The organism is Micromonospora sp. PRAS1, assembly GCF_059553435.1.
Window position 1 is genome coordinate 61,459 of the sequence record NZ_JCANNB010000013.1, and the last position, 19,034, is coordinate 80,492.

Annotated in this window: 21 protein-coding genes; 7 read left to right on the forward strand and 14 right to left on the reverse strand. The window is 71.6% G+C overall.

Translation table 11 applies throughout. The features are described from left to right. The 4 genes from AC507J_RS14620 to AC507J_RS14635 all read right to left on the reverse strand — a co-directional run bounded on the left by AC507J_RS14620 (position 1) and on the right by AC507J_RS14635 (position 3,860). A complete protein-coding gene (locus tag AC507J_RS14620) occupies positions 1-1,305 on the reverse strand; it encodes a hypothetical protein (protein ID WP_496289693.1) in 1,305 nt (434 codons plus the stop codon). Positions 1,306-1,457: 152 nt separating this feature from the next. Further along, positions 1,458-2,060: a TetR/AcrR family transcriptional regulator gene (locus AC507J_RS14625; protein WP_496289694.1), complete on the reverse strand. Its 603-nt coding sequence runs from the start codon at positions 2,058-2,060 to the stop codon at positions 1,458-1,460. After that, a complete protein-coding gene (locus AC507J_RS14630) occupies positions 2,053-2,853 on the reverse strand; it encodes an alpha/beta fold hydrolase (protein WP_496289695.1) in 801 nt (266 codons plus the stop codon). Before AC507J_RS14630 ends, AC507J_RS14625 begins: the two co-directional genes overlap by 8 nt. 86 nt (positions 2,854-2,939) lie before the next feature. Next, positions 2,940-3,860 (reverse strand): proline dehydrogenase family protein, encoded by a 921-nt coding sequence (locus AC507J_RS14635; RefSeq protein ID WP_496289696.1) that lies wholly within the window; start codon positions 3,858-3,860, stop codon positions 2,940-2,942. 82 nt (positions 3,861-3,942) lie between these two features. Between AC507J_RS14635 and AC507J_RS14640 the strand changes: the two genes are divergently transcribed. Genes AC507J_RS14640 through AC507J_RS14650 form a run of 3 tightly spaced genes read left to right on the forward strand, consistent with a single transcriptional unit; the run spans position 3,943 to position 5,970 of the window. Beyond that, positions 3,943-4,224 carry a hypothetical protein gene (locus AC507J_RS14640; RefSeq protein ID WP_496289697.1) on the forward strand — a complete coding sequence of 94 codons (282 nt, stop codon included), beginning with the start codon at positions 3,943-3,945 and terminating at the stop codon, positions 4,222-4,224. Between the two features lie 2 nt (positions 4,225-4,226). Next, the gene (locus AC507J_RS14645; protein ID WP_496289698.1) at positions 4,227-5,393 is read left to right on the forward strand and encodes a glutathionylspermidine synthase family protein; all 1,167 of its coding nucleotides are present in this window, start codon (positions 4,227-4,229) and stop codon (positions 5,391-5,393) included. Between the two features lie 19 nt (positions 5,394-5,412). Then, positions 5,413-5,970, forward strand: coding sequence for a CGNR zinc finger domain-containing protein (locus AC507J_RS14650; protein WP_496289699.1), 558 nt, complete (start codon positions 5,413-5,415; stop codon positions 5,968-5,970). A gap of 121 nt (positions 5,971-6,091) precedes the next feature. On the opposite strand, the gene AC507J_RS14655 is transcribed toward AC507J_RS14650, so the two are convergent. Continuing rightward, on the reverse strand, positions 6,092-6,898 hold the full coding sequence (locus tag AC507J_RS14655) for a sugar phosphate isomerase/epimerase family protein (protein WP_496289700.1): 807 nt from the start codon (positions 6,896-6,898) through the stop codon (positions 6,092-6,094). 75 nt (positions 6,899-6,973) lie between these two features. Then, the gene (locus AC507J_RS14660) at positions 6,974-7,918 is read right to left on the reverse strand and encodes a Ppx/GppA phosphatase family protein (RefSeq protein WP_496289701.1); all 945 of its coding nucleotides are present in this window, start codon (positions 7,916-7,918) and stop codon (positions 6,974-6,976) included. A gap of 72 nt (positions 7,919-7,990) precedes the next feature. Here AC507J_RS14660 and AC507J_RS14665 point away from each other — a divergent pair, with 72 nt between their 5' ends. After that, the gene (locus AC507J_RS14665) at positions 7,991-8,800 is read left to right on the forward strand and encodes a DUF3109 family protein (protein WP_496289702.1); all 810 of its coding nucleotides are present in this window, start codon (positions 7,991-7,993) and stop codon (positions 8,798-8,800) included. 7 nt (positions 8,801-8,807) lie between these two features. Here the strand turns inward: AC507J_RS14665 and AC507J_RS14670 are convergent, their stop codons facing one another. The 4 genes from AC507J_RS14670 to AC507J_RS14685 form a co-directional block, all read right to left on the reverse strand. Next, entirely contained in the window at positions 8,808-9,185 is a 378-nt protein-coding gene (locus tag AC507J_RS14670) for a type II toxin-antitoxin system death-on-curing family toxin (protein WP_496289703.1), read from the reverse strand. After that, positions 9,182-9,382, reverse strand: coding sequence for a ribbon-helix-helix domain-containing protein (locus AC507J_RS14675; protein WP_496289704.1), 201 nt, complete (start codon positions 9,380-9,382; stop codon positions 9,182-9,184). The genes AC507J_RS14670 and AC507J_RS14675 overlap by 4 nt, the downstream gene beginning before the upstream one ends. Before the next feature lie 68 nt (positions 9,383-9,450). Next, positions 9,451-10,134, reverse strand: coding sequence for a response regulator (locus tag AC507J_RS14680; RefSeq protein ID WP_496289705.1), 684 nt, complete (start codon positions 10,132-10,134; stop codon positions 9,451-9,453). Between the two features lie 59 nt (positions 10,135-10,193). Continuing rightward, on the reverse strand, positions 10,194-11,483 hold the full coding sequence (locus AC507J_RS14685; RefSeq protein ID WP_496289706.1) for an ATP-binding protein: 1,290 nt from the start codon (positions 11,481-11,483) through the stop codon (positions 10,194-10,196). Positions 11,484-11,686: 203 nt separating this feature from the next. On the opposite strand from AC507J_RS14685, the gene phoU reads away from it, so the two are divergent. After that, complete coding sequence (gene phoU, locus AC507J_RS14690; protein WP_496289707.1) at positions 11,687-12,328, forward strand: phosphate signaling complex protein PhoU; 642 nt, start codon at positions 11,687-11,689, stop codon at positions 12,326-12,328. Positions 12,329-12,390: 62 nt separating this feature from the next. On the opposite strand, the gene AC507J_RS14695 is transcribed toward phoU, so the two are convergent. After that, complete coding sequence (locus AC507J_RS14695) at positions 12,391-13,158, reverse strand: phosphoglyceromutase (RefSeq protein WP_496289708.1); 768 nt, start codon at positions 13,156-13,158, stop codon at positions 12,391-12,393. 159 nt (positions 13,159-13,317) lie between these two features. Here AC507J_RS14695 and AC507J_RS14700 point away from each other — a divergent pair, with 159 nt between their 5' ends. Then, positions 13,318-14,619 carry an MDR family MFS transporter gene (locus AC507J_RS14700; RefSeq protein ID WP_496289810.1) on the forward strand — a complete coding sequence of 434 codons (1,302 nt, stop codon included), beginning with the start codon at positions 13,318-13,320 and terminating at the stop codon, positions 14,617-14,619. A gap of 373 nt (positions 14,620-14,992) precedes the next feature. Here AC507J_RS14700 and AC507J_RS14705 read toward each other — a convergent pair whose 3' ends face one another. The 3 genes from AC507J_RS14705 to mshA all read right to left on the reverse strand — a co-directional run bounded on the left by AC507J_RS14705 (position 14,993) and on the right by mshA (position 18,037). Further along, positions 14,993-15,895: a hypothetical protein gene (locus AC507J_RS14705; RefSeq protein WP_496289811.1), complete on the reverse strand. Its 903-nt coding sequence runs from the start codon at positions 15,893-15,895 to the stop codon at positions 14,993-14,995. Between the two features lie 248 nt (positions 15,896-16,143). Continuing rightward, a complete protein-coding gene (locus AC507J_RS14710; protein ID WP_496289709.1) occupies positions 16,144-16,668 on the reverse strand; it encodes a type III secretion system chaperone family protein in 525 nt (174 codons plus the stop codon). Between the two features lie 16 nt (positions 16,669-16,684). Beyond that, positions 16,685-18,037 carry a D-inositol-3-phosphate glycosyltransferase gene (gene mshA / locus AC507J_RS14715; RefSeq protein WP_496289710.1) on the reverse strand — a complete coding sequence of 451 codons (1,353 nt, stop codon included), beginning with the start codon at positions 18,035-18,037 and terminating at the stop codon, positions 16,685-16,687. A gap of 230 nt (positions 18,038-18,267) precedes the next feature. Between mshA and AC507J_RS14720 the strand changes: the two genes are divergently transcribed. Beyond that, a complete protein-coding gene (locus AC507J_RS14720; RefSeq protein WP_496289711.1) occupies positions 18,268-19,032 on the forward strand; it encodes an SDR family NAD(P)-dependent oxidoreductase in 765 nt (254 codons plus the stop codon). Positions 19,033-19,034: the final 2 nt, after the last annotated feature.

The window sequence follows — 19,034 nt, forward strand, 5'->3', positions numbered from 1 at the left end:
TCAGCCGACGGCGCGCCGGATGTACTTGGCGCAGTCGGCGTGCAGCTTGGCCCAGGGCTTGCCGAAGACCTCCTCGGAGACCTGCCTCGGCACGCGCAGGTCGTGCACCACCGCCTTGACGAAGGCGCGCACCTTCTCTTCACCGAACCGGTCCAGCAGGTACCGGACGGCGAGGTACGCCACGCCGTAGCTGCCGGTCACCTCCTCGGTCGAGGCGTCCCCGGCGGGCAGCAGACCGTCCAGTTTGCCGTTCCAGTCGCCCTTGACCAGCTTCCGCGTCGGAATCAGCCCGTCGTACCGGGCGACCGACGCGCCATCGGCCCCCGCGTGCTCGGCCAGCCCCTCGATCAACCACCAGGCCGAATCGTCCCAGTAGTCGTTCTCCGGCAACGAGGCGGCGTGCGCTAGCTCGTGCCGGAGCATCACGTCGAGGTAGGCGCTGTCGTCGAAGGTGTCCGGCCCGAGTACCACGTCGTGATGACCACCGCCGACGTTGACGGCGTACCCGGCGCCCCACTCCGGCTGGTCGCCCCCGTACCAGCGCTTCCACTCCTTCGGGCCGGCGTAGAAGATCCGGTACCGGTCGGGCGCCGCGCCGTCCACGACGTACCCGTCGGCCACCTTGGCCGCCGCCTCGGCCCGCTTCAACAGGCCGGGCAGCCGGTCCCGGTACGCCGGTGTGGTGCCCACGATTGTGCGCTTCCCCACCACCGCCACCAACTTGCTGACCTCCCAGGGCAGAGTGCCGGCCTGGCCGCGGACCCGGCCACCCACCTGCGGCGTGGCCGTCGACTTCGCCAGCTCGATCAGCCGGGGCTCCGCGCCGTCCCGCCACAGCGTGTTGACAAGCAGCGGGCTGGGCCGGCAGTCCGGCACCACGAAGCAGTAGTGGAACTCCACCGACAACCGCCACTCACCGGCGCTGCCGGCCGGCGTCGGCAGGCCGTTCAGGCGGCTCTCCCAGCGGGTCACCCGCAGCTCCCGGAGCCCGGCGAACCGGCGCCGCAGGTCGCTGTGCACCTCGCGGTCCGCGATCGCCAGGAAGCCGGCCCGGTCGCCGGCGAGCAGCGCCGTGGACTGCCGATCCAGCTGCGCGGTGATCCGCTCGGCGACCTGCCGGGCGGCGCGGGTGGTCGGATTCTCGGTCGGCGCCACCGCCTCGGCCGGCGTCTCGACATCGGCGTCGCCGACCGCCACCAGCGCCACCGGCACCGCGCCGGCCAGCAGCAGCACGACCACGACCGGTAGCGCCCACCGCCACCAGCGCCGCCGCGCCGGACCGGACGCCGGTGCCGGCTCGGGCATGGCGGCCGAAGTTTCCGGCGCGGCAGGTTCCGGACTTGATGCGGCAGGCCCCGGCGACGTGGCGCCGGCCTCGGGTTCCCCGTGACTCACATCGGGCAGCGTACGGTCCGCACACCACTGGGGACGCTCGGGCATCCGCTGACGAGGACGGGTTACCCCGCAGCGGATGCCGCGCCCGACCGCGCGGGGGTCGACGGCCAGGCCCGGTACGCGATGTCGAGCGCGGCGATCAGCTGCGTGAAGGAACGGTCGACCTCGCGGGGCAGGCCGAAACCGCCGGTCGCCTCCAGCGCGACGAAACCGTGCACGGTGGCGCGGAACATCCGGGCCGCGTCGACGGTGGCGTCACCGTCGATGCCGTACCCGCGCAGGATTGCGTAGACGACGCCCACCGCGCGCTCCGCCGCGGCCACGTGCTCCGGGTCGGCCGGGTCCGGCACCCGCTGAGCGGCGGCATAGCGGCCGGGACGCCGCCGGGCGTACGACCGGTAGGCGAGGGACACGGCGCGCACCGCGTCCTCGCCGCTGCGCCCGGCGGCGGCGGTCATCATCTCGTCGGCGAGCTCGGCGGTGGCCAGCGCGGAGAGCTTCTGCGCGAGCGCGTCGGCCCCCTTGACGTGTTTGTAGAGGCTGGGCAGCGCCACGCCGAGCCGGTTCGCCAGCTGCGCGAGGGTGAGCCGGTCGTAGCCGACCTCGTCGGCGAGGTCGGCCGCCGCGCGCACCACCACCTGCGGATTGAGCCCGGCCCTAGGCACGGTCGGTCACCCCGAGGAAGTCGACCAGCTCGGCCGTCATCGCCTCCGGCCGGTCGGCGTGCGGGTAGTGCCCGGCGTCAGTGATCATCCGCGCCTCGGCGACCCGGAAGAGTCGCCGGGCGGCCCGGGCCTCGGCGGCCGGGTCGGGGAAGTCGGGATCCTTCGTGCCCATCAACACCAGCACCGGCTGCCGCACCTGCGGGGCCCGCGTGGTCCAGTGCGGCTCGACCGGGGCGGCCACCCCCCGCACCGGAACCATCCGGCCGGGCCGGCGCAGCGCGGCCACCAGCTGCCGGCGGTACGCCGCGTCGTCGGCCGGCCGGTGCACCGGGAAGAGGGTGCGGTGGAACATCCCGAACAGTCGCGGGCTGCGGACCACCGCCGCCACGGCGAGACGCAGGAACGGGTTGAGCTTCCGTTGTGCCACGAACGCGCCGACCAGCACGATGCCGTTCACCAGCTCCGGCGCGTCGGTGGCGGCGAAGACCACCGCCGCGGCGCTTGACGAGTTGCCGACCAGCGTGGCCGGCCCGCCGCCGAGGTCACGGACCACCGCCAGCAGGTCGGCACCGACCTCGACCGGGGCGTACGTCGGCCATCCGGTGCTGGAGTCGCCGTGCCCCCGGACGTCGACCGAGGCCACCCGGTAGCCCGCCGCGACCAGCAGCGGAACGAGATGCCGGTAGGAGTGGCGGTTCTCCCCCATGCCGTGCGCGAGGACCACCAGCGGGCCCTGCCCGTGCACCTCGTAGGCGATCCGACCGCCGGCGCGCTCGACAAAGCTATTAGTCATAGCCATGAAGCTAATTCCCTTAGCCAAAATCGTCAAGTCGGTGTCGCCAGCGCGCTGCTGGTGCAGGTCGGTCTGTCGCTCTCCGGCTACTTGCGGGAGGCCACCGCGCGGGCGAAGAAGGCGAGGTTGGCGGGACGCTCCGCGAGGCGGCGCATCAGGTAGCCGTACCAGTCGTCGCCGTACGGGACGTAGGTGCGCACGGTGTAGCCCTCGCCGACGAGTCGGGCCTGCTCCTGGGGCCGGATGCCGTAGAGCATCTGGAACTCGAAGCGGTCCGGACCGCGATCGAACCAGCGCGCCCGGTCCTCGCCGATGGCGATCAGGCGGGGATCGTGGGTGGCCAGCATCGGGTAGCCGTCGCCCGACATCAGGATGTTCAGGCAGCGGACGTAGGACTTGTCCACCTCGCGGACGGTCTGGTAGGCCACCGACTCCGGCTCCTTGTACGCCCCCTTGCACAGCCGCACCCGGGAACCCGCCGAGGCCAGGTCCCGGCAGTCCGACTCGGTACGCCGCAGGTACGCCTGCAACACCGCCCCCGTCGACGGGTAGTCCTTGCGGAGCTTGGCCAGGATGTCCAGCGTCGAGTCGGTGGTGGTGTGGTCCTCCATGTCCAGGGTGACCGTGGTGCCCGCGGCGTCGGCCGCAGCGCAGATCGCCCGGGCGTTGTCGTGGGCCAGTTGCTCGTCGAAGGCCTGGCCGAGCGCGGAGAGCTTGACGCTCACCTCGGCGGCGGGCGTCAGCTCCGCCTCGGCGAGCATCCGCAGCAGCGTCAGGTACTCGTCCCGGGTGGCGGTGGCCTGCTCGGCGGTGACGGTGTCCTCGCCGAGATGGTCGAGGGTGACGGCGAGACCGTCGGTGACGAGTTCGCGGGTCACGCGCAACGCGTCGGCGGTCTGCGCGCCGGCGACGAACCGGCGCACGACGTCCCGGGAGAACGGGGCCGTCGCGACGAGCCGCTCGACCCGGGATGACCGGGAGGCGGCGAGGATGACGGTACGGAGCATGAGCCGAGCGTAACGCCCGTCCGGCGCCCGGGACGCGCCACCGGAGTACCCCCGGATGGCGTCGATCGGTTACAACCATGGCGTGGAACGACACCCCCGCCGCCGACTGCGGTCGGCCTCCGTGCAGCTCGGCGCGCTCACCGCGCTGGCCCTCGCCCTCTCCGGCTGCAACATGACCTCGGACGACGATGACGACGACTGCGCCCTCGGCCCGATCGGTGGGGGCGACACGGTGGCCCTGGCCATGCGGATTCCGGCTACCGTCGCCGAGCCGGCCGCCGGCCGGGCCGCACCGGAGCCCACCAGCGCGGCCGTGCCCGAGCGGGGCGGCTTCGGTACCCATCTCGCCTCCTGCGGCGGCTGACGGTGCGCCGGGAACCCGTCGAGCCGCGCCCCGACTGGGACGCCACCATCCGGGCCCAGGGGCTGGTGTACGTCGACACCGAGCTGCCCGACGGCGGGGTCATGTCGTACTGGGACGAGACCGCCGCGTACGCCTTCGAGCTGGATGAGGTGCTGCGGCTGGAGGAGGCCACCGAGGAGCTGCACCGGATGTCGGTGGCCGCCGCCGAGCACGTGGTGGCCCGCAACCGGTACGCGGAGTTCGGCATCCCGAGCTGGGCGGCCGAGGCGGTCGCCCGGTCGCTGCGGGAGACGCCGCCCACCCTCTACGGCCGCTTCGATCTCTGGTACGACGGCAGCTGGCCGCCGAAGCTGCTGGAGTACAACGCGGACACCCCGACCGCGCTTGTCGAGGCGAGCATCATCCAGTGGTACTGGCTGGAGCACACCCGACCCGAGCTGGACCAGTGGAACAGCCTGCACGAGCGGCTCGTCGCCGGCTGGGCCAAGATCGGCGCTGGCCTGCACGACCGGCGGGTGCACGTGGTCTGGTCGAACGAGGAGGAGAGCGGCGAGGACCACATGACCGCCGGCTACCTGGCGGAGACCGCCCGCCAGGCGGGGCTGGACGTCACGCTGCTGCCGATCCAGGAGATCGGCTGGGACGGTCGCCGCTTCGTCGACGCCGCCGACGTCCCGATCACCACCTGCTTCAAGCTCTACCCCTGGGAGTGGATGCTGGCCGAGCCGTACGGTCCGCTGGCGCTGGCACCGGGCACCCCGACCACCTGGATCGAGCCGGCCTGGAAGCTGCTGCTCTCCAACAAGGCGTTGCTGGCGGTGCTCTGGGAGCTGTACCCGGGCCACGAACTGCTGCTGCCTGCGTACCTCGACTCGCCGCGTGGCATGTCGGAGTACGTCGCCAAGCCGCTGCTCGGCCGGGAGGGTGCCGCGGTACGCATCGTCACCCCGGGCGGTGAGTTCACCAACCCGGGGGACTACGGCGACGAGGGCTTCTGCTACCAGGAGTTCCGGGCGTTGCCCGAGTTCGCCGGCAGCCGGCTGGTGCTGGGCAGCTGGACGGTCGACGGCGAGTCGGCGGGCGCCGGGCTACGGGAGAGCGCGAGTCTGATCACCGACGGTTACGCGCGGTTCCTGCCGCACTACATCGACGCACCGCGCACCGGTTGAGTCGTCTACCTTTGGAGGCGTGAACTTCGACGCGTACGCCCGGACCGGGGTTGACCTCGTCAACGCCCGGCTGGACGGCCTCGACGACCTGCGGGCCATCTTTCCCGACGAGAACGCGTGGATGCGCGACGAGGTCGTGGAACGGGACCTGGCCATCTTCCGGCGGGCGCAGAAGCGGCTACGGGACGTCTTCGAGTACGGCACCTCCGGCCGCGACGGCCAGGCGGTGGCCGAGTTGAATTCGCTGCTGGAGGCGTTTCCGGTGCAACCGCGCATCTCGGGGCACGATTCCAGCGACTGGCACATGCACGTCACCAGCCGGGGCGCCTCGGTGAGTTCGGAGTTCCTGGCCGGCGCGGTCTGGGGGCTGTCGGTCTGGCTCTGCGAGTACGGCAGCGCCCGATTCGGGGTCTGCGCGGACGACCGCTGCGGCAACGTCTACCTGGACACCTCGTCCAACTGCTGCCGGCGGTTCTGCTCCGAGCGCTGCGCCACCCGCTCGCACGTGGCCGCCCACCGGGCCCGTAAGCGGGCCGCCGTCCCGGCACAGAGCGATCCGCTGACGCCCGTCTCCTGACCCCGGCCGCTCCGGGGCCTGATCTCCTCGGATCGGCCTGAGGGCCCCGGGCTCGGCTGCCCTGGGCCTGACTGACCAGGCCCGACTGCCCCGGGCCTGGCCCGTGCAGGGGTGCGGGTCGTCAGGCGTCGACCGGGGACGGGGTGCTGAGGTGCTGGCGGGCGAAGGCAAGCGCCTCCCGCAGGTCCGCCTCGCGGGTCTGTCGGCTCTTCGCGCCCCGGGTGGTCACCTCCACCGCCACCGAGCCGGTGAAGCCCCGCCCGGCCAGCGACCGCAGCAACTCGGCGCAGGGCTGGCTGCCGCGTCCGGGCACCAGGTGCTCGTCCCGTCCCTCGCCGGTGCCGTCGCCGAGGTGCACGTGCGCCAGGCCGTCGCCCATCCGGTCGGCCATCGCCAGCGCGTCGGTGTGCGAGGCGGCGCAGTGCGACAGGTCCAGCGTGTACGCGGGGTAGTCGGACTCGGTCGGATCCCAGCCGGGGACGTACGGCACGAACTGCCGGCCGGCCATCCGCACCGGGTACATGTTCTCCACCGCGAAGCGCAGCCCGCCGAACTCGCCGGCCACCTTGGCCAACCCGTCGGCGAAGTTGCGCGCGTAGTCCCGCTGCCAGGTGAACGGCGGGTGCACCACCACGGTCGGCGCCTCAAGCGTCTCGGCGAGCATGGCCGCCCGGCGCAGCCGCTCCCACGGGTCCGGACTCCAGACCCGCTGTGTCACCAGCAGGCAGGGCGCGTGCACGGAGAGCACCGGCGCGCCGTAGTGCTCGGCCAGCCCGCGCAGCGCACCGGCGTCCTGACTGACGGCGTCGGTCCACACCATCACCTCGACCCCGTCGTAGCCGAGCGCCGCGGCCAGCTGAAACGCCGCCGCGGTCCGCTCCGGAAAGACCGAGGAACTGGACAGGAGCACCGGGACACGGGAAGTCACACCACCGAGGGTAGCCGCCATCGATTGAGCCATCATGACGAGAACCCGCAAACCGGACATCGAGCACGACCGGCGTCACACCGACGCCAGCTGATCCAACCGATCGAGGATGACGCCCTCACGCAGCGCCCACGGACAGACCTCCAGCGAGTCGACCCCGAGGCGTCGCATGACCGCCTCGGCAACGACGACACCGGCCAGCAGCTGGTGGGCGCGACCGCTGCTCACCCCGTCCAGCTCGGCCAACTTCGCGGGCGGGATGTGCCGGATGAAGCCGAGCACCTGCCGCAGGCCCGCGCGGGTTAGCTCGCGCCGGACCCGGGGCCCCGCTCCGCTGGGGGCCGCCCCGGCCAGCCGGGCCAGCGTGCGGAACGTCTTGGAGGTGGCCGTCGCGCGATCCCAGTCCACCTCGGCCATCCGCGCCACCACGGGGTCGAGCAGGTCGGTGACGTACTCGCGCAGCTTCTCCACCGCCTCCGCCGTGGGCGGGCTGGTGTCCTGCGGGTCCACATCGAGCCGGTCCCGGGTGAGCCGGCCGGCACCCAGCGGCAGCGACACCGCGACGTCCGGGTCCTCGTCGATGCCCGCCGCAACTTCCAGCGAGCCGCCGCCGATGTCCAGCACCAGCAGCCGACCCGCTGACCAGCCGAACCAGCGCCGGACCGCGAGGAAGGTCATCCGTGCCTCGTCCGCGCCGGAGAGCACCTCCAGGCGTACGCCGGTGGCCTCCTGGACCCGGGCCAGCACCTCGGCGCCGTTGGTGGCGTCGCGTACCGCCGAGGTGGCGAAGGCGAGCAGGTCGTCGACCGCCAGGGCGGTGGCCGAGGCCCGGGCGGCGGCGACCGCCTCGACCAGGGCGTCCGCGGCGGCCTCGCGGAGTGCGCCGTCCGGGCCGATCTGCTCGGCGAGACGCAGCGTCACCTTCTCCGAGTGCGCCGGCCAGGGGTGCGCTCCCCGATGGGCGTCGACCACCAGCAGATGCACCGTGTTCGAGCCGACGTCGAGGACACCCAGTCGCATGGCACAGACATTAGGCCAACCGGTTCGCGGCTCTGACCGGCCCGCTCGGCGCACCACGCGTACGCTGGCCGGGTGACAGGGCAGATCGAACTCCGCGTGCTGGTGGACGACCCGGCGGACCCGCGCAGCCGGGAGGTACCGCTGGACTTCCCCCGGGAGTGGATCGAGTTCGTCGATCCGGCGGACGAGCGGCACCTGGTCCGGGCCGACCTCACCTGGCTGCTCTCCCGGTGGACCTGCGTCTTCGGGCAGGGCTGCCACGGCATCATCGCCGGCCGGGCCGCCGACGGCTGTTGCTCGCACGGAGCCTTCTTCACCGACGCGGACGACGAGAAGCGGGTCCGGGCGGCGGCGAAGCGGTTGACGCCGGAGACCTGGCAGCACTTCCGGCGCGGTTTCAAGAACTGGACCGAGAACGACACGGTGGACGGCAAGACTCCCGCCCGGCGCACCGCCACCCGGGACGCGGAGGGACCGTGCGTCTTCCTCAACGAGGCGGACTTCCCGGGCGGGGGCGGCTGCGCGCTGCACGCCCAGGCACTGCGCGACGGGGTGCATCCGCTGGAATACAAGCCGGACGTCTGCTGGCAGTTGCCGGTCCGCCGGGACCAGGAGTGGGTGAAGCGGCCCGACAACAGCAAGGTGCTGGTCTCCACGCTTGCCGAGTTCGACAGGCGGGGCTGGGGTGCCGGCGGGCACGACCTGGACTGGTGGTGCACCTCCTCCACGGACGCGCACGTCGGCGCCGAGCCGATGTACCTGTCGTACGCCCCGGAGCTGACCGCACTCGTCGGCGAGGCCGCGTACGCGAAACTTGCCGAACTCTGCGCCGCGCGGGTGCGGCAGGGCCTGGTCGCCCCCCACCCCGCCAGCAACAGCTGACTCGGAGTCAGCTTGCGAGGTGGCGCAGGCGTTTGACGATGTCGTGCACGTCATCGAGCACGCCGGACGCCATGTCCAGAACGAACCGCTCTGCCTCGTCCACGTCTGCCCGCAGCGGTGCCTCACCGTTGAGTTCGAGGAACACGCGCATCGCCACCCAGCCAAGCCGCTTGTTGCCGTCGACCAAGGGGTGATTGCGGAGGATCGAGTGACCGAGCGCGGCCGCCTTGGTCCACAGATCCGGATAAGCGTCCTCGCCGAAGACGGTGGTCCGCGGCCGGGCCGCTGCCGACTCCAGCAGACCATAATCGCGCACCAGCGGCCGTGAGCCGATGGCGTTCCGCGCTACCAGCAGCAGATCCTCCGTGGTGAGGTACTCCGTCACGCCAACCGTCGCAGCAGGTCGGCGTCCTCGTCGGCGATTCGCTTGCTGAGCTCGTTCACCCGACTGCGCCGGCCATGACGATGCACGTACTCGTCGACCGCGACGATCAGCGTCTGCGAGATCGAGCGCCGCTCCTCAGCAGCGATCGACCGGATTGCCTCGTGCAACTCAGACGGAAGGTCGAAAGTAATAGCCATGATGCCATGGTGACATAAAAACTATGCTGTTGCTATGGAACCTGGCAGGTGAACTGCAACCGCGCGGATCAGGGCTCGAACTTGTAGCCGAGGCCGCGCACGGTGACGATGTGGCGCGGGGCGGAGGGCTCCGGCTCGACCTTGGAGCGCAGCCGCTTGACGTGCACGTCAAGCGTCTTGGTGTCGCCCACGTAGTCGGCACCCCAGACCCGGTCGATCAGCTGCCCCCGGGTGAGCACCCGGCCGGCGTTGCGCAGCAGCAGTTCCAGCAGCTCGAACTCCTTGAGCGGCAGTTGCACCGCAGCCCCGTCGACGGTCACCACGTGCCGCTCGATGTCCATCCGGACCGGGCCGGCGGCCAGCGTCGGACCGCCCGACTCGGTCGCCTCGGCGCTCTGCCGGCGCAGCACCGCGCGGATCCGGGCCACCAGTTCCCGAGGTGAGTACGGCTTGGTGACGTAGTCGTCGGCGCCGATCTCCAGGCCGACCACCTTGTCGATCTCGCTGTCCCGGGCGGTGACCATGATGATCGGTACCCGCGAACGCTGCCGCAGCTGCCGGCACACCTCGGTGCCGGACATCTCGGGCAGCATCAGGTCGAGCAGCACGATGTCGGCACCGGTCCGGTCGAACTCGGTGAGGGCCGATGTGCCCGTGGCGGCCACGGAGACCTCGAAGCCCTCCTTGCGGAGCATGTACGACAGGGCGTCGGAGAACGACTCCTCGTCCTCGACCACCAGAACCCGGCTCAACGGCCTCTTCCTTTCCATCCGCGTCGGACCCGGCGCAGCCCGGCCGGATCCATCTCTGCTCAGACCGGGCTGTGCCCGGCCGGACCGGCCTCGACCCCACCCGACGGCAGTGTCGCCAGCAGGTCGTCCGACGGACGAGTGGGCAGCCGAAGGGTGAACGTCGAGCCACCACCAAGACTGCTCGTCACCTCCACCCGCCCGCCATGGTTGCTGGCGATGTGCTTGACGATCGCCAGGCCGAGCCCGGTGCCACCGGTCGACCGGGAGCGGGCCTGGTCGGCCCGGTAGAAGCGCTCGAAGATCCGGTCCACGTCGTCGGGGGCGATACCGATGCCCTGGTCCTCGACGGCGATCTCGACGTGCTCCTCGACGGTGCGGGCGGTGATGCGTACCGTCGTCCCCTCACCCGAGTAGTTGATGGCGTTCTCCACCAGGTTCGCCACGGCGGTGGCCAGTTGGTTGTCGCTGCCGTGCACGGTCAGCCCCCGCTCGGCCTCGACGGCCACGGCGATCCGCCGGGCGGTGGCGGCGGTCCGGGTACGGTCGACCACCTCGGAGATCACCCAGTCGACCGCGACCGGCTCCGGAGGCGGTTGCGGCTCGGCGCCCTGGAGCCGGGTCAGTTCCAGCAACTCCTGCACCAGTCGCCCCAACCGGGTCGACTCGTGCTGGATCCGCTCGGCGAAGCGCCGGGCCGCGACCAGGTCCTCGGAGAGCTCCGGCCGCCCCTCACCGGTCGGACCGGTGGCGTCGAGCAGCGCCTCGGCGAGCAGTTGCAGTGCGCCGATCGGCGTCTTCAGCTCGTGGCTGACGTTTGCCACGAAGTCGCGGCGGACCCGGGCCAGCCGGTGCGCCTCCGTCACGTCGGCCGCCTCCACCGCGACGAAGCCGCCGCCCAGCCCCATCGCCCGCAGGTGCACACCGAGCGGGTTCTCCCCGGTGCTGTCCCGGCCCCGGGGCAGGTCCAGTTGGATCTCTCGGCGTGCGCCGGTGCGCCGTACCTGACCGGCCAGGGTACGGACCAGCGGATGCGCGCTGATCGAGCCCGGCCGACCGCCGGTACGCAGCAGCCCCATCGCCCGGGCTGCCGGGTTGACGAGCACGGGCACGTCGTCGGCGTCGAGCACCACAACCCCGGCCCGCAACGAGTCGATCGCTCGACGGCCGAGCCCGACCTGCACATCCTCGGCGATCGTGTGCCTCCCCTTACCGAACCGGAAACCGACCCGCCCGCTCCCGCTGGAACCGGCCGGACGGCGTACCGCCGGGATGACCCGGGGCAGCCACAGGCCGGCGACCAGCCCGGCCACCAGGGCCGCAGCCAGACCAACCGTCACCGCCCACGTCACCCGGCGATCGTAGGGTCATTGTTCACCGGCCTACCGGGCAGACCGGGACGAAGCACCCTCACTTCCGGGAAAGTTCACTTCCCCGTCCAGCGCAGTTCACCGGCGTTCATCTGCGGTCCTCCCCCGGGCCCTAGCTTGGGCGGCGACCCGCGTGAAAGCCCCGCCGGCCCGGACGCCGGCACCGAATCGACAGGACGTGAGGAATGCGCGACGAGTTCCGGGCCGAACTCCAGGCCGTCAGCCAACTGCTTGTGGAGATGGCCGAGGGCGTACGGGCCGCGCTGCGGCAGGCGACCCGGTCCCTGCTCACCGCCGACCGCCAAGCCGCCGAGGCGGTGATCGAGGGAGATGCCGAGATCGACGGTCGCTACCGGCAGGTGGAGGAGCGGGTCTGCGAGGTGCTGGCCCGGCAGGCACCGGTCGCCTCCGACCTACGTGCCATGATCACCGCGCTGCACGTCGCCGCCGACCTGGAACGGATGGGCGACCTCGCCGACCACGTCGCCAAGACCGCACTGCGCCGGCATCCGTCGCCCGCCGTCCCGGCCGAGCTACGGCCGGTCTTCACCGACATGGCGACAATCGCCGACCGGATGGCCGAGAAGATCGCCTCGGTGCTGGCCCACCCGGACGCCACCCTCGCCGCCGAGCTGGACGGTGACGACGACGCAATGGACGAGCTGCACAAGGGCCTCTTCGGGGTGCTGCTCGGCGCGGACTGGCCGTACGGCGTGGAGACCGCCATCGACGCCACCCTGCTCGGCCGCTTCTACGAGCGGTTCGCCGACCACGCGGTGAACACCGCCGAACACGTCGTCTACCTGATCACCGGCGAGCCGGTCTAGCGCAAGGAAGGGCCCCCTGTTAACGCCTCGCGTATAGCAGGGGGCCCTTATTAACAGAAGGTTCAGCGGCCCTGGTTGGCCACCGCGGCGGCGGCCTCCTTGGCTGCCGCGGGGTCGAGGTACGTGCCGCCCAGGGTCTGTGGGCGCAGCAGCGGATCCAGGTCGTAGCGCAGCGGGATCCCGGTGGGGATGTTGAGCTTCGCGATCGCCTCGTCGCTGATCTGGTCCAGGTGCTTGACCAACGCGCGCAGCGAGTTGCCGTGCGCGGCCACCAGCACCGTCCGGCCCGCCAGGATGTCCGGCACGATCGAGTCGTACCAGTAGGGCAGCATCCGCTCCACGACGTCCTTGAGGCACTCCGTGCGCGGCATCAGCTCGGTCGGCAGCAGGGCGTATCGCGGGTCGCCCACCTGAGACCACTCGTCATCGTCGGCGATGGGTGGGGGCGGCGTGTCGTAGGAACGGCGCCAGAGCATGAACTGCTCCTCGCCGTACTCATCCAGGGTCTGCTTCTTGTTCTTGCCTTGCAGGGCGCCGTAGTGACGCTCGTTGAGCCGCCACGACCGGCGCACCGCGATCCAGTGCCGGTCCGCGGCGTTGAGCGCCAGCTCGGCGGTGCGGATCGCGCGGCGCATCACGCTGGTGTGCACCACGTCCGGCAGCAGGCCGTGCTCGCGCAGCAGCTCGCCGCCGCGGCGCGCCTCGTTCTCCCCCTTTTCGGTCAGGTCCACATCGACCCAGCCGGTGAAGAGATTCTTGGCGTTCCAGTCGCTCTCGCCGTGCCGCAGCAGGACCAGCGTCCCGACGGTGGGCCCCTCGCTAGCTGTCATGCCGATCATCCTGCCGCAACGCGTCGCGGGACGCGCGGGAAGGGTGGTGACGACCACCACGTGGAAAACGCGGTGACCCCGGTTCCGGCCCGGCACTAGGTTGTAAGGCGCTGCAACATGATCGGTCATTACGGGAACGGGGGCGCGGGCGTGCGCGCGATGCGGGGTTGGTTCCGGGAAACCACAGGCGGGCTACCGAAGACCTTCTGGTACCTCTGGACCGGCACCCTGATCAACCGGCTCGGCTCGTTCGTTCTCGTCTTCCTCGCCATCTACCTGACCCAGGAGCGTGGCTTCTCGGCCACCCAGGCCGGCCTGGTGCTCGGCCTCTGGGGCGTGGGTGGCGCGGTCGGCACCACCGTCGGCGGTACGCTGGCCGACCGCTGGGGACGGCGTCCGACCCTGCTCACGGCCCACCTCGGCGGGGCGGTCATGATGCTCGCCCTCGGCTTCACCCGTGAGCTGTGGGCGGTCGCGGTCGGTGCCCTGCTGCTCGGCCTCTTCGCCGAGGCAGCCCGGCCCGCCTTCGGCGCCATGATGATCGACGTGGTGCCCGAGCGGGACCGGCTGCGCGCCTTCTCGCTCAACTACTGGGCGATCAACCTCGGCTTCGCCTGTGCGGCGGTGCTCGCCGGATTCGCGGCCCAGGCCGGCTATCTCCTGCTCTTCGTGGTCAACGCGTCAACCACGGTGGTCACCGCACTGATCATCTTCGTGAAGGTGCGGGAGACCCGTACGGTCACCGTCGCCAGGCGGTCCGGCGCCGCTCCCGCCGGAGCGCTGCGGACCATCCTCTCCGACCGGGTGTACCTGGGGTTCGTCACCCTGAACCTGCTCGGCGCGCTGATCTTTCTCCAGCACATCTCGATGCTGCCGATCGCCATGGCCGACTCGGGCCTGAAGCCCGCCACGTACGGTGCGGTGATCGCGCTCAACGGGGTCCTGATCGTGGTCGGCCAACTCTTCGTGCCCCGGCTCATCCGGGGTCGCAGCCGCTCCCACGTGCTCGCTCTCTCCTCGGTGGTGGTGGGCGTCGGCTTCGGGCTGACCGCCTTCGCCGACGTCGCCTGGTTCTACGGGCTGACCGTGCTGATCTGGACGGTCGGCGAGATGCTCCAGTCCCCGTCCAACGCCACCCTCATCGCGGAACTCTCCCCGACCGAGCTGCGCGGTCGCTACCAGGGCGTCTTCTCGCTCTCCTGGCAGGTGGCCGGGGCCATCGCGCCGATCCTCGGTGGACTGGTACGCGAGCAGGCCGGCAACGCCACCCTCTGGCTCGGCTGTGCCGCGATCGGTGCGGTGATGGCGGTGGGGCACCTGCTCTCCGGGCCGGCCCGCGAGCGGCGGGCGCTCGCGCTGCGTACGGCTGGAGCAGGGCCGGTGGTGACCGTCCAGTCGACCGCGCCCCAGCCCGCCGCGCCTCAGGCGGCCGAGCCGGTCGCCACCGATACCCGGAGATAGCGGCTACGACGTGATGTGCCCGGCATGAACCATGCCGGGCACACGTCGTACGACCGGCGGCGGCGGGCGAAGCTCACCCCCGTAAGCGACGCCCGCTCGCGCCGCCGGTCCAAACAGGTGGGCCACCGTCCCCCAACGGTTTCGGTCCACCTGTCCCCCACGCCCACCCGGTGCACAGATCTGATCGATCTACCGCTCCCCCGAACGGTTCCGAGCGTTGCGTGGTGCAATAAAGCTAGTTGGCCTGCCGGCAACGATTCAACCTGAATCGCTGTCTCGCCCGTCACAGCGGCGGTGTCCGTGCCCGGACGAGCGCTTCAGGCCCACGTGCAGAGCCAACAGCGCATACCCGCCGCGCATTCCCACAAACGCCTTACGCGTCCTCCCGATCGGGTGATTCGGTCCGGAAGAAGTTGCTCTGCCGGCCGTCCCGCAACTGCTCCTGATAGATCAGGTTCAGCCGCCGCAAATCGAATGTGTGAAACCACTCATCCCAGGTGATCTGACGGATCCGACTGCTCTCCCGGTAACCCGGGATGTTGAACGTCAGCACCCCGGCCCGGCCGTCCCGCTCGGTGCCGCTGATCGTCGCCGGCTTGGCACCCCGCTCCCGGGCCCAGCGCTGGATGACCTCGTGGTTGGTGGTGACCAGGCTACGGCCCGGACGCTCCGGCCGATCCTGCAGCGAGGCGATCACCTGCGACGACCGGGACGACCGAGCGGTCGACCGGCCGGTACGCACTGCGCCACCAGCACGCCCCGGAGCCGTCTTCGCGGCCCCACGAGCGGGAGCCTTCTTCGCCGGTGCCTTCCGAGGGGCGGCCTTCTTCACCGCGGCGGTGGCCTTCCGAGCGGTGCCGGCGGTGCTCTTCCGGGCGGCGGTCGTCGATTTCCCAGCGGCGGTCGTCGATTTCCCAGCGGCGGTCGACTTCCCGGCGGCGGTCGACTTCCGGGCGGTCGTCGACTTCCGGGCGGCGGTCGACTTGCGCGGAGCCGCCTTCCGGGCGGTGCCGGCGGTCGCCTTCCGGCCGGCGCCGGCCCGGTTCGCCGGAGCCGCCTTGGCGGCCCGACCGGCAGCGGTACGCCCCGACGCCGCCGGTCTGGCACCGGACGCCCTGGTGGCGCTGGCCCGCCCGGCCGGTCCGCTGCTCCGCCGGGCTGCCCCACCCGACCGGAGTGCCTTCACCAGCGTCTTCACCAGTTCCGGCTTGCGGAGGGCGGAGATGCCGGAGACGCCGTACCGACGCAGTTGGCCACGGATGTCGTCCACCCGCATCCGGGAGATCTCCGACTCGGAGATCCGTGGCGTGTTCGGGCTCTGGTTGCCGGCCTGCCGCGTGGTTCTGGTCGCGGTCCCGCCGCGACCCGAGCTGTTTCGCTGAGCCATGGACGCTCACGCTCCTCGACACTCAGTCTCGGCGCGCGGCGGGTCCCAAACGCCGCACCGCGCGGTGCGCGCTTACCCAGGGACGCCGGCCTAAACCATGCCGCCCGCAGGTCGTCAGCCTGATTTGGGCACGTGGCTCAGGGTCGCGCGGGACCATCCTCCGCAGTTGTCCCCGTACCGGACGGTTCGAAGAGGTGCGCGAAGGCCGCGAGGTTGGCGGTTGATTCACCCCGCTTGACCCGCCACTCCCACTCCCGCCGGATCGAGCTGCCGAAGCCGATCTCCAGCATCGTGTCGAAGGATTCGTCGGCGTAGGTGAGCACCGCACCGAGCAGCCGGTCCAACTCGTCCGCGTCGACTCCGGCCAGGTTGACCCGGCCGGTGAGGTAGACGTCGCCGACGGCGTCGATGGAGAACGAGACGGCGTACATCCGCGCGTTGCGCTGCAACAGCCACGCCCACAGTTCCTCGCGCCGCTCATCCGGCTGGCGCATCACGAACGCCTCGATCCGCAGTGCGTGCTCGCCGACGATCAGGTGGCAGATCGTCTTGAGCTTGTGCGTGCCGGGCAGGGTCACCGCGTACGACCCCGGGCCGGTGGACTCGCAGGCGAGCTCCCGCTCGGCGCAGACCGATTCGATCAGGGCCCCAAGGTCACTCATCCAAGCAACTCTAGGCTCACCAGGAGCGGGTGGTGGCGAGGGTGGCGGTCAGGTGGGCGCGGTGGGCGGCGACCGCCTCGCCGTAGACGGCGAGCAGGGCGTCAGCCGTACGGTGCCAGGAGAAGTTGCGGGCGTGCTCGGCGGCTGCTGCGGACAACTCGGCCCGACGTGCCCGGTCGGGCAGCAGGCGGGCCAGGGTGGTCGCCCAGTCGCCCGGGTCGTGGCCGCGCACCAGCACCCCGCTGACCTGGTCCCGGACGGCGGTTACCAGGCCGCCGACGGCCGCCGCCACCACAGGCGTACCGCAGGCCTGGGCCTCCAGCGCGACCAGCCCGAAGGACTCGTTGTACGAGGGCACCGCCACCAGGTCGGCCGCCTGGTACAGCAGGGGCAGGTCGGCACCGGTCCGCGGCGGCAGGAAGTGCACCCGGTCGGTGACGCCGAGCGAGGCGGCCAGCTCGATCAGGGCGGTGGGCCGGTCCAGCCCGCTGCCGCTGGGACCGCCGCAGATCACCACCGTCACCTCGCGGGCCAGTGCCGGATCCCGCTCGCCCAGTGCGGCGAGCGCGCGGATCAGCACGTCCGGGGCCTTGAGTGGCTGGATCCGGCCGACGAAGGCCACCAGGTGACCGCCGAGGGGCAGGCCCAACCGGGCGCGGGCGGCGGTCGCGACGGCGGCCCGGTCGCCGAGCGCCGGACGGAAGCGGTCCAGGTCCACGCCCGGCTCGACCACCGCCACCCGGGTCGGGTCGGCGTCGTACCGGTCGATCAGGTCCCGCGCCTCGACCCGGGTGTTCGCCACCAGCCGGTCGGCCTCGGCGACCACCTGTTCCTCGCCGATCACCCGTGCCTTGGGTTCCGGCCGGTCACCGGCGGCCAGCCGGGCGTTCTTCACCTTGGCCAGGGTGTGCGCGGTGTGTACCAGCGGCACTCCCCAACGCTCCTTGGCCAGCCAGCCGACCTGCCCGGAGAGCCAGTAGTGGGAGTGGATCAGGTCGTAGTGGCCTGGTGGTCGGGCCGCCTCGGCCCGCAGCACACCAGCGGTGAAGGCGCAGAGCTGGCCGGGCAGTTCCTCCTTGGTGAGTCCCTCCAGCGGGCCGGCCATCACGTGCCGGACGTGCACCCCGGGAACCACCTCCACCACGGGTGGCAGGTCTCCCGAGGTGGCCCGGGTGAAGATCTCCACCTCGACGTCCGCCTCGGCCAGCCGCCGGGCGACCTCCAGGATGTAGACGTTCATGCCGCCCGCGTCCCCGGTGCCCGGCTGGTGCAGCGGTGAGGTGTGCACCGAGAGCGTCGCGATCCGTCGGGGCCGCGGCCACGGAAGGGCACCTCGTTGACGACCGACACCGGTGTGCTCTACCGCCACGTCCGCTCCCTTTGCCACGGTTGATGCCGTCTCGCACGACCGGCGCGCTCTTGCGTCAACCTTTACGCCGGATTACATCTTCCCGATCGGCGGCGGGAAATACGTCGGTCGGCCCCTCCGGGCGTGACCGACCTCATCGCGCTGGCGGTGCCGGCAGCCGGACAACGCCCGACCGACCTCATCGCGCGGGGGGTGCCGGCAGCCGGAGAGCGGGGAGCGAGAATGGCCGGATGAGTCGCGTCGCCATCGTCACCGGAGCCTCCAGCGGGATCGGTTCGGCCACCGCTCGTCGGCTCGCCACCGAGGGATTCCATGTGCTGGCCGCCGCGCGGCGTACCGATCGGCTGGCCAGCCTGGTCGCCGAGATCACCGCGGCCGGCGGCGACGCCACGGCGGTGGCCTGCGACGTCACCTCGGACGAGTCCGTGGCGGCGCTCGCGCGGGCCGCGCAGTCGGCACCCGGGCCGGTGACCCTGCTGGTAAACAATGCCGGTGGGGCGCGCGGGCTGGACCCGGTGGAGTCCGGCGCGATCGGCGACTGGCAGTGGATGTACGACGTGAACGTGCTCGGCACGCTGCGCGTCACCCAGGCGCTGCTGCCCGCGCTGGAGTCCTCCGGCGCCGGCACCGTCGTCATCGTCTCGTCCACCGCGGGTTTCATCGTGTACGAGGGCGGTGGCGGCTACGCCGCCGCCAAGCACGCGCAGACCGCGATCGCCGGTACGCTCCGCCTGGAGTTGTGCGGGCGGCCGATCCGGGTGATCGAAATCGACCCGGGCATGGTGAAGACCGACGAGTTCTCGCTGGTCCGCTTCGGCGGCGACGCCGACCAGGCCGAGGCGGTCTACGCGGGGGTCGCCGAGCCGCTGGTGGCCGAGGACGTGGCCGACTGCATCGCGTGGTGCGCGACTCGCCCGCAGCACGTGAACGTGGACCGGCTGGTCGTCCGCCCGCTGGCCCAGGCCGCCCAGCACAAGGTGCACCGGGCAGGCTGATC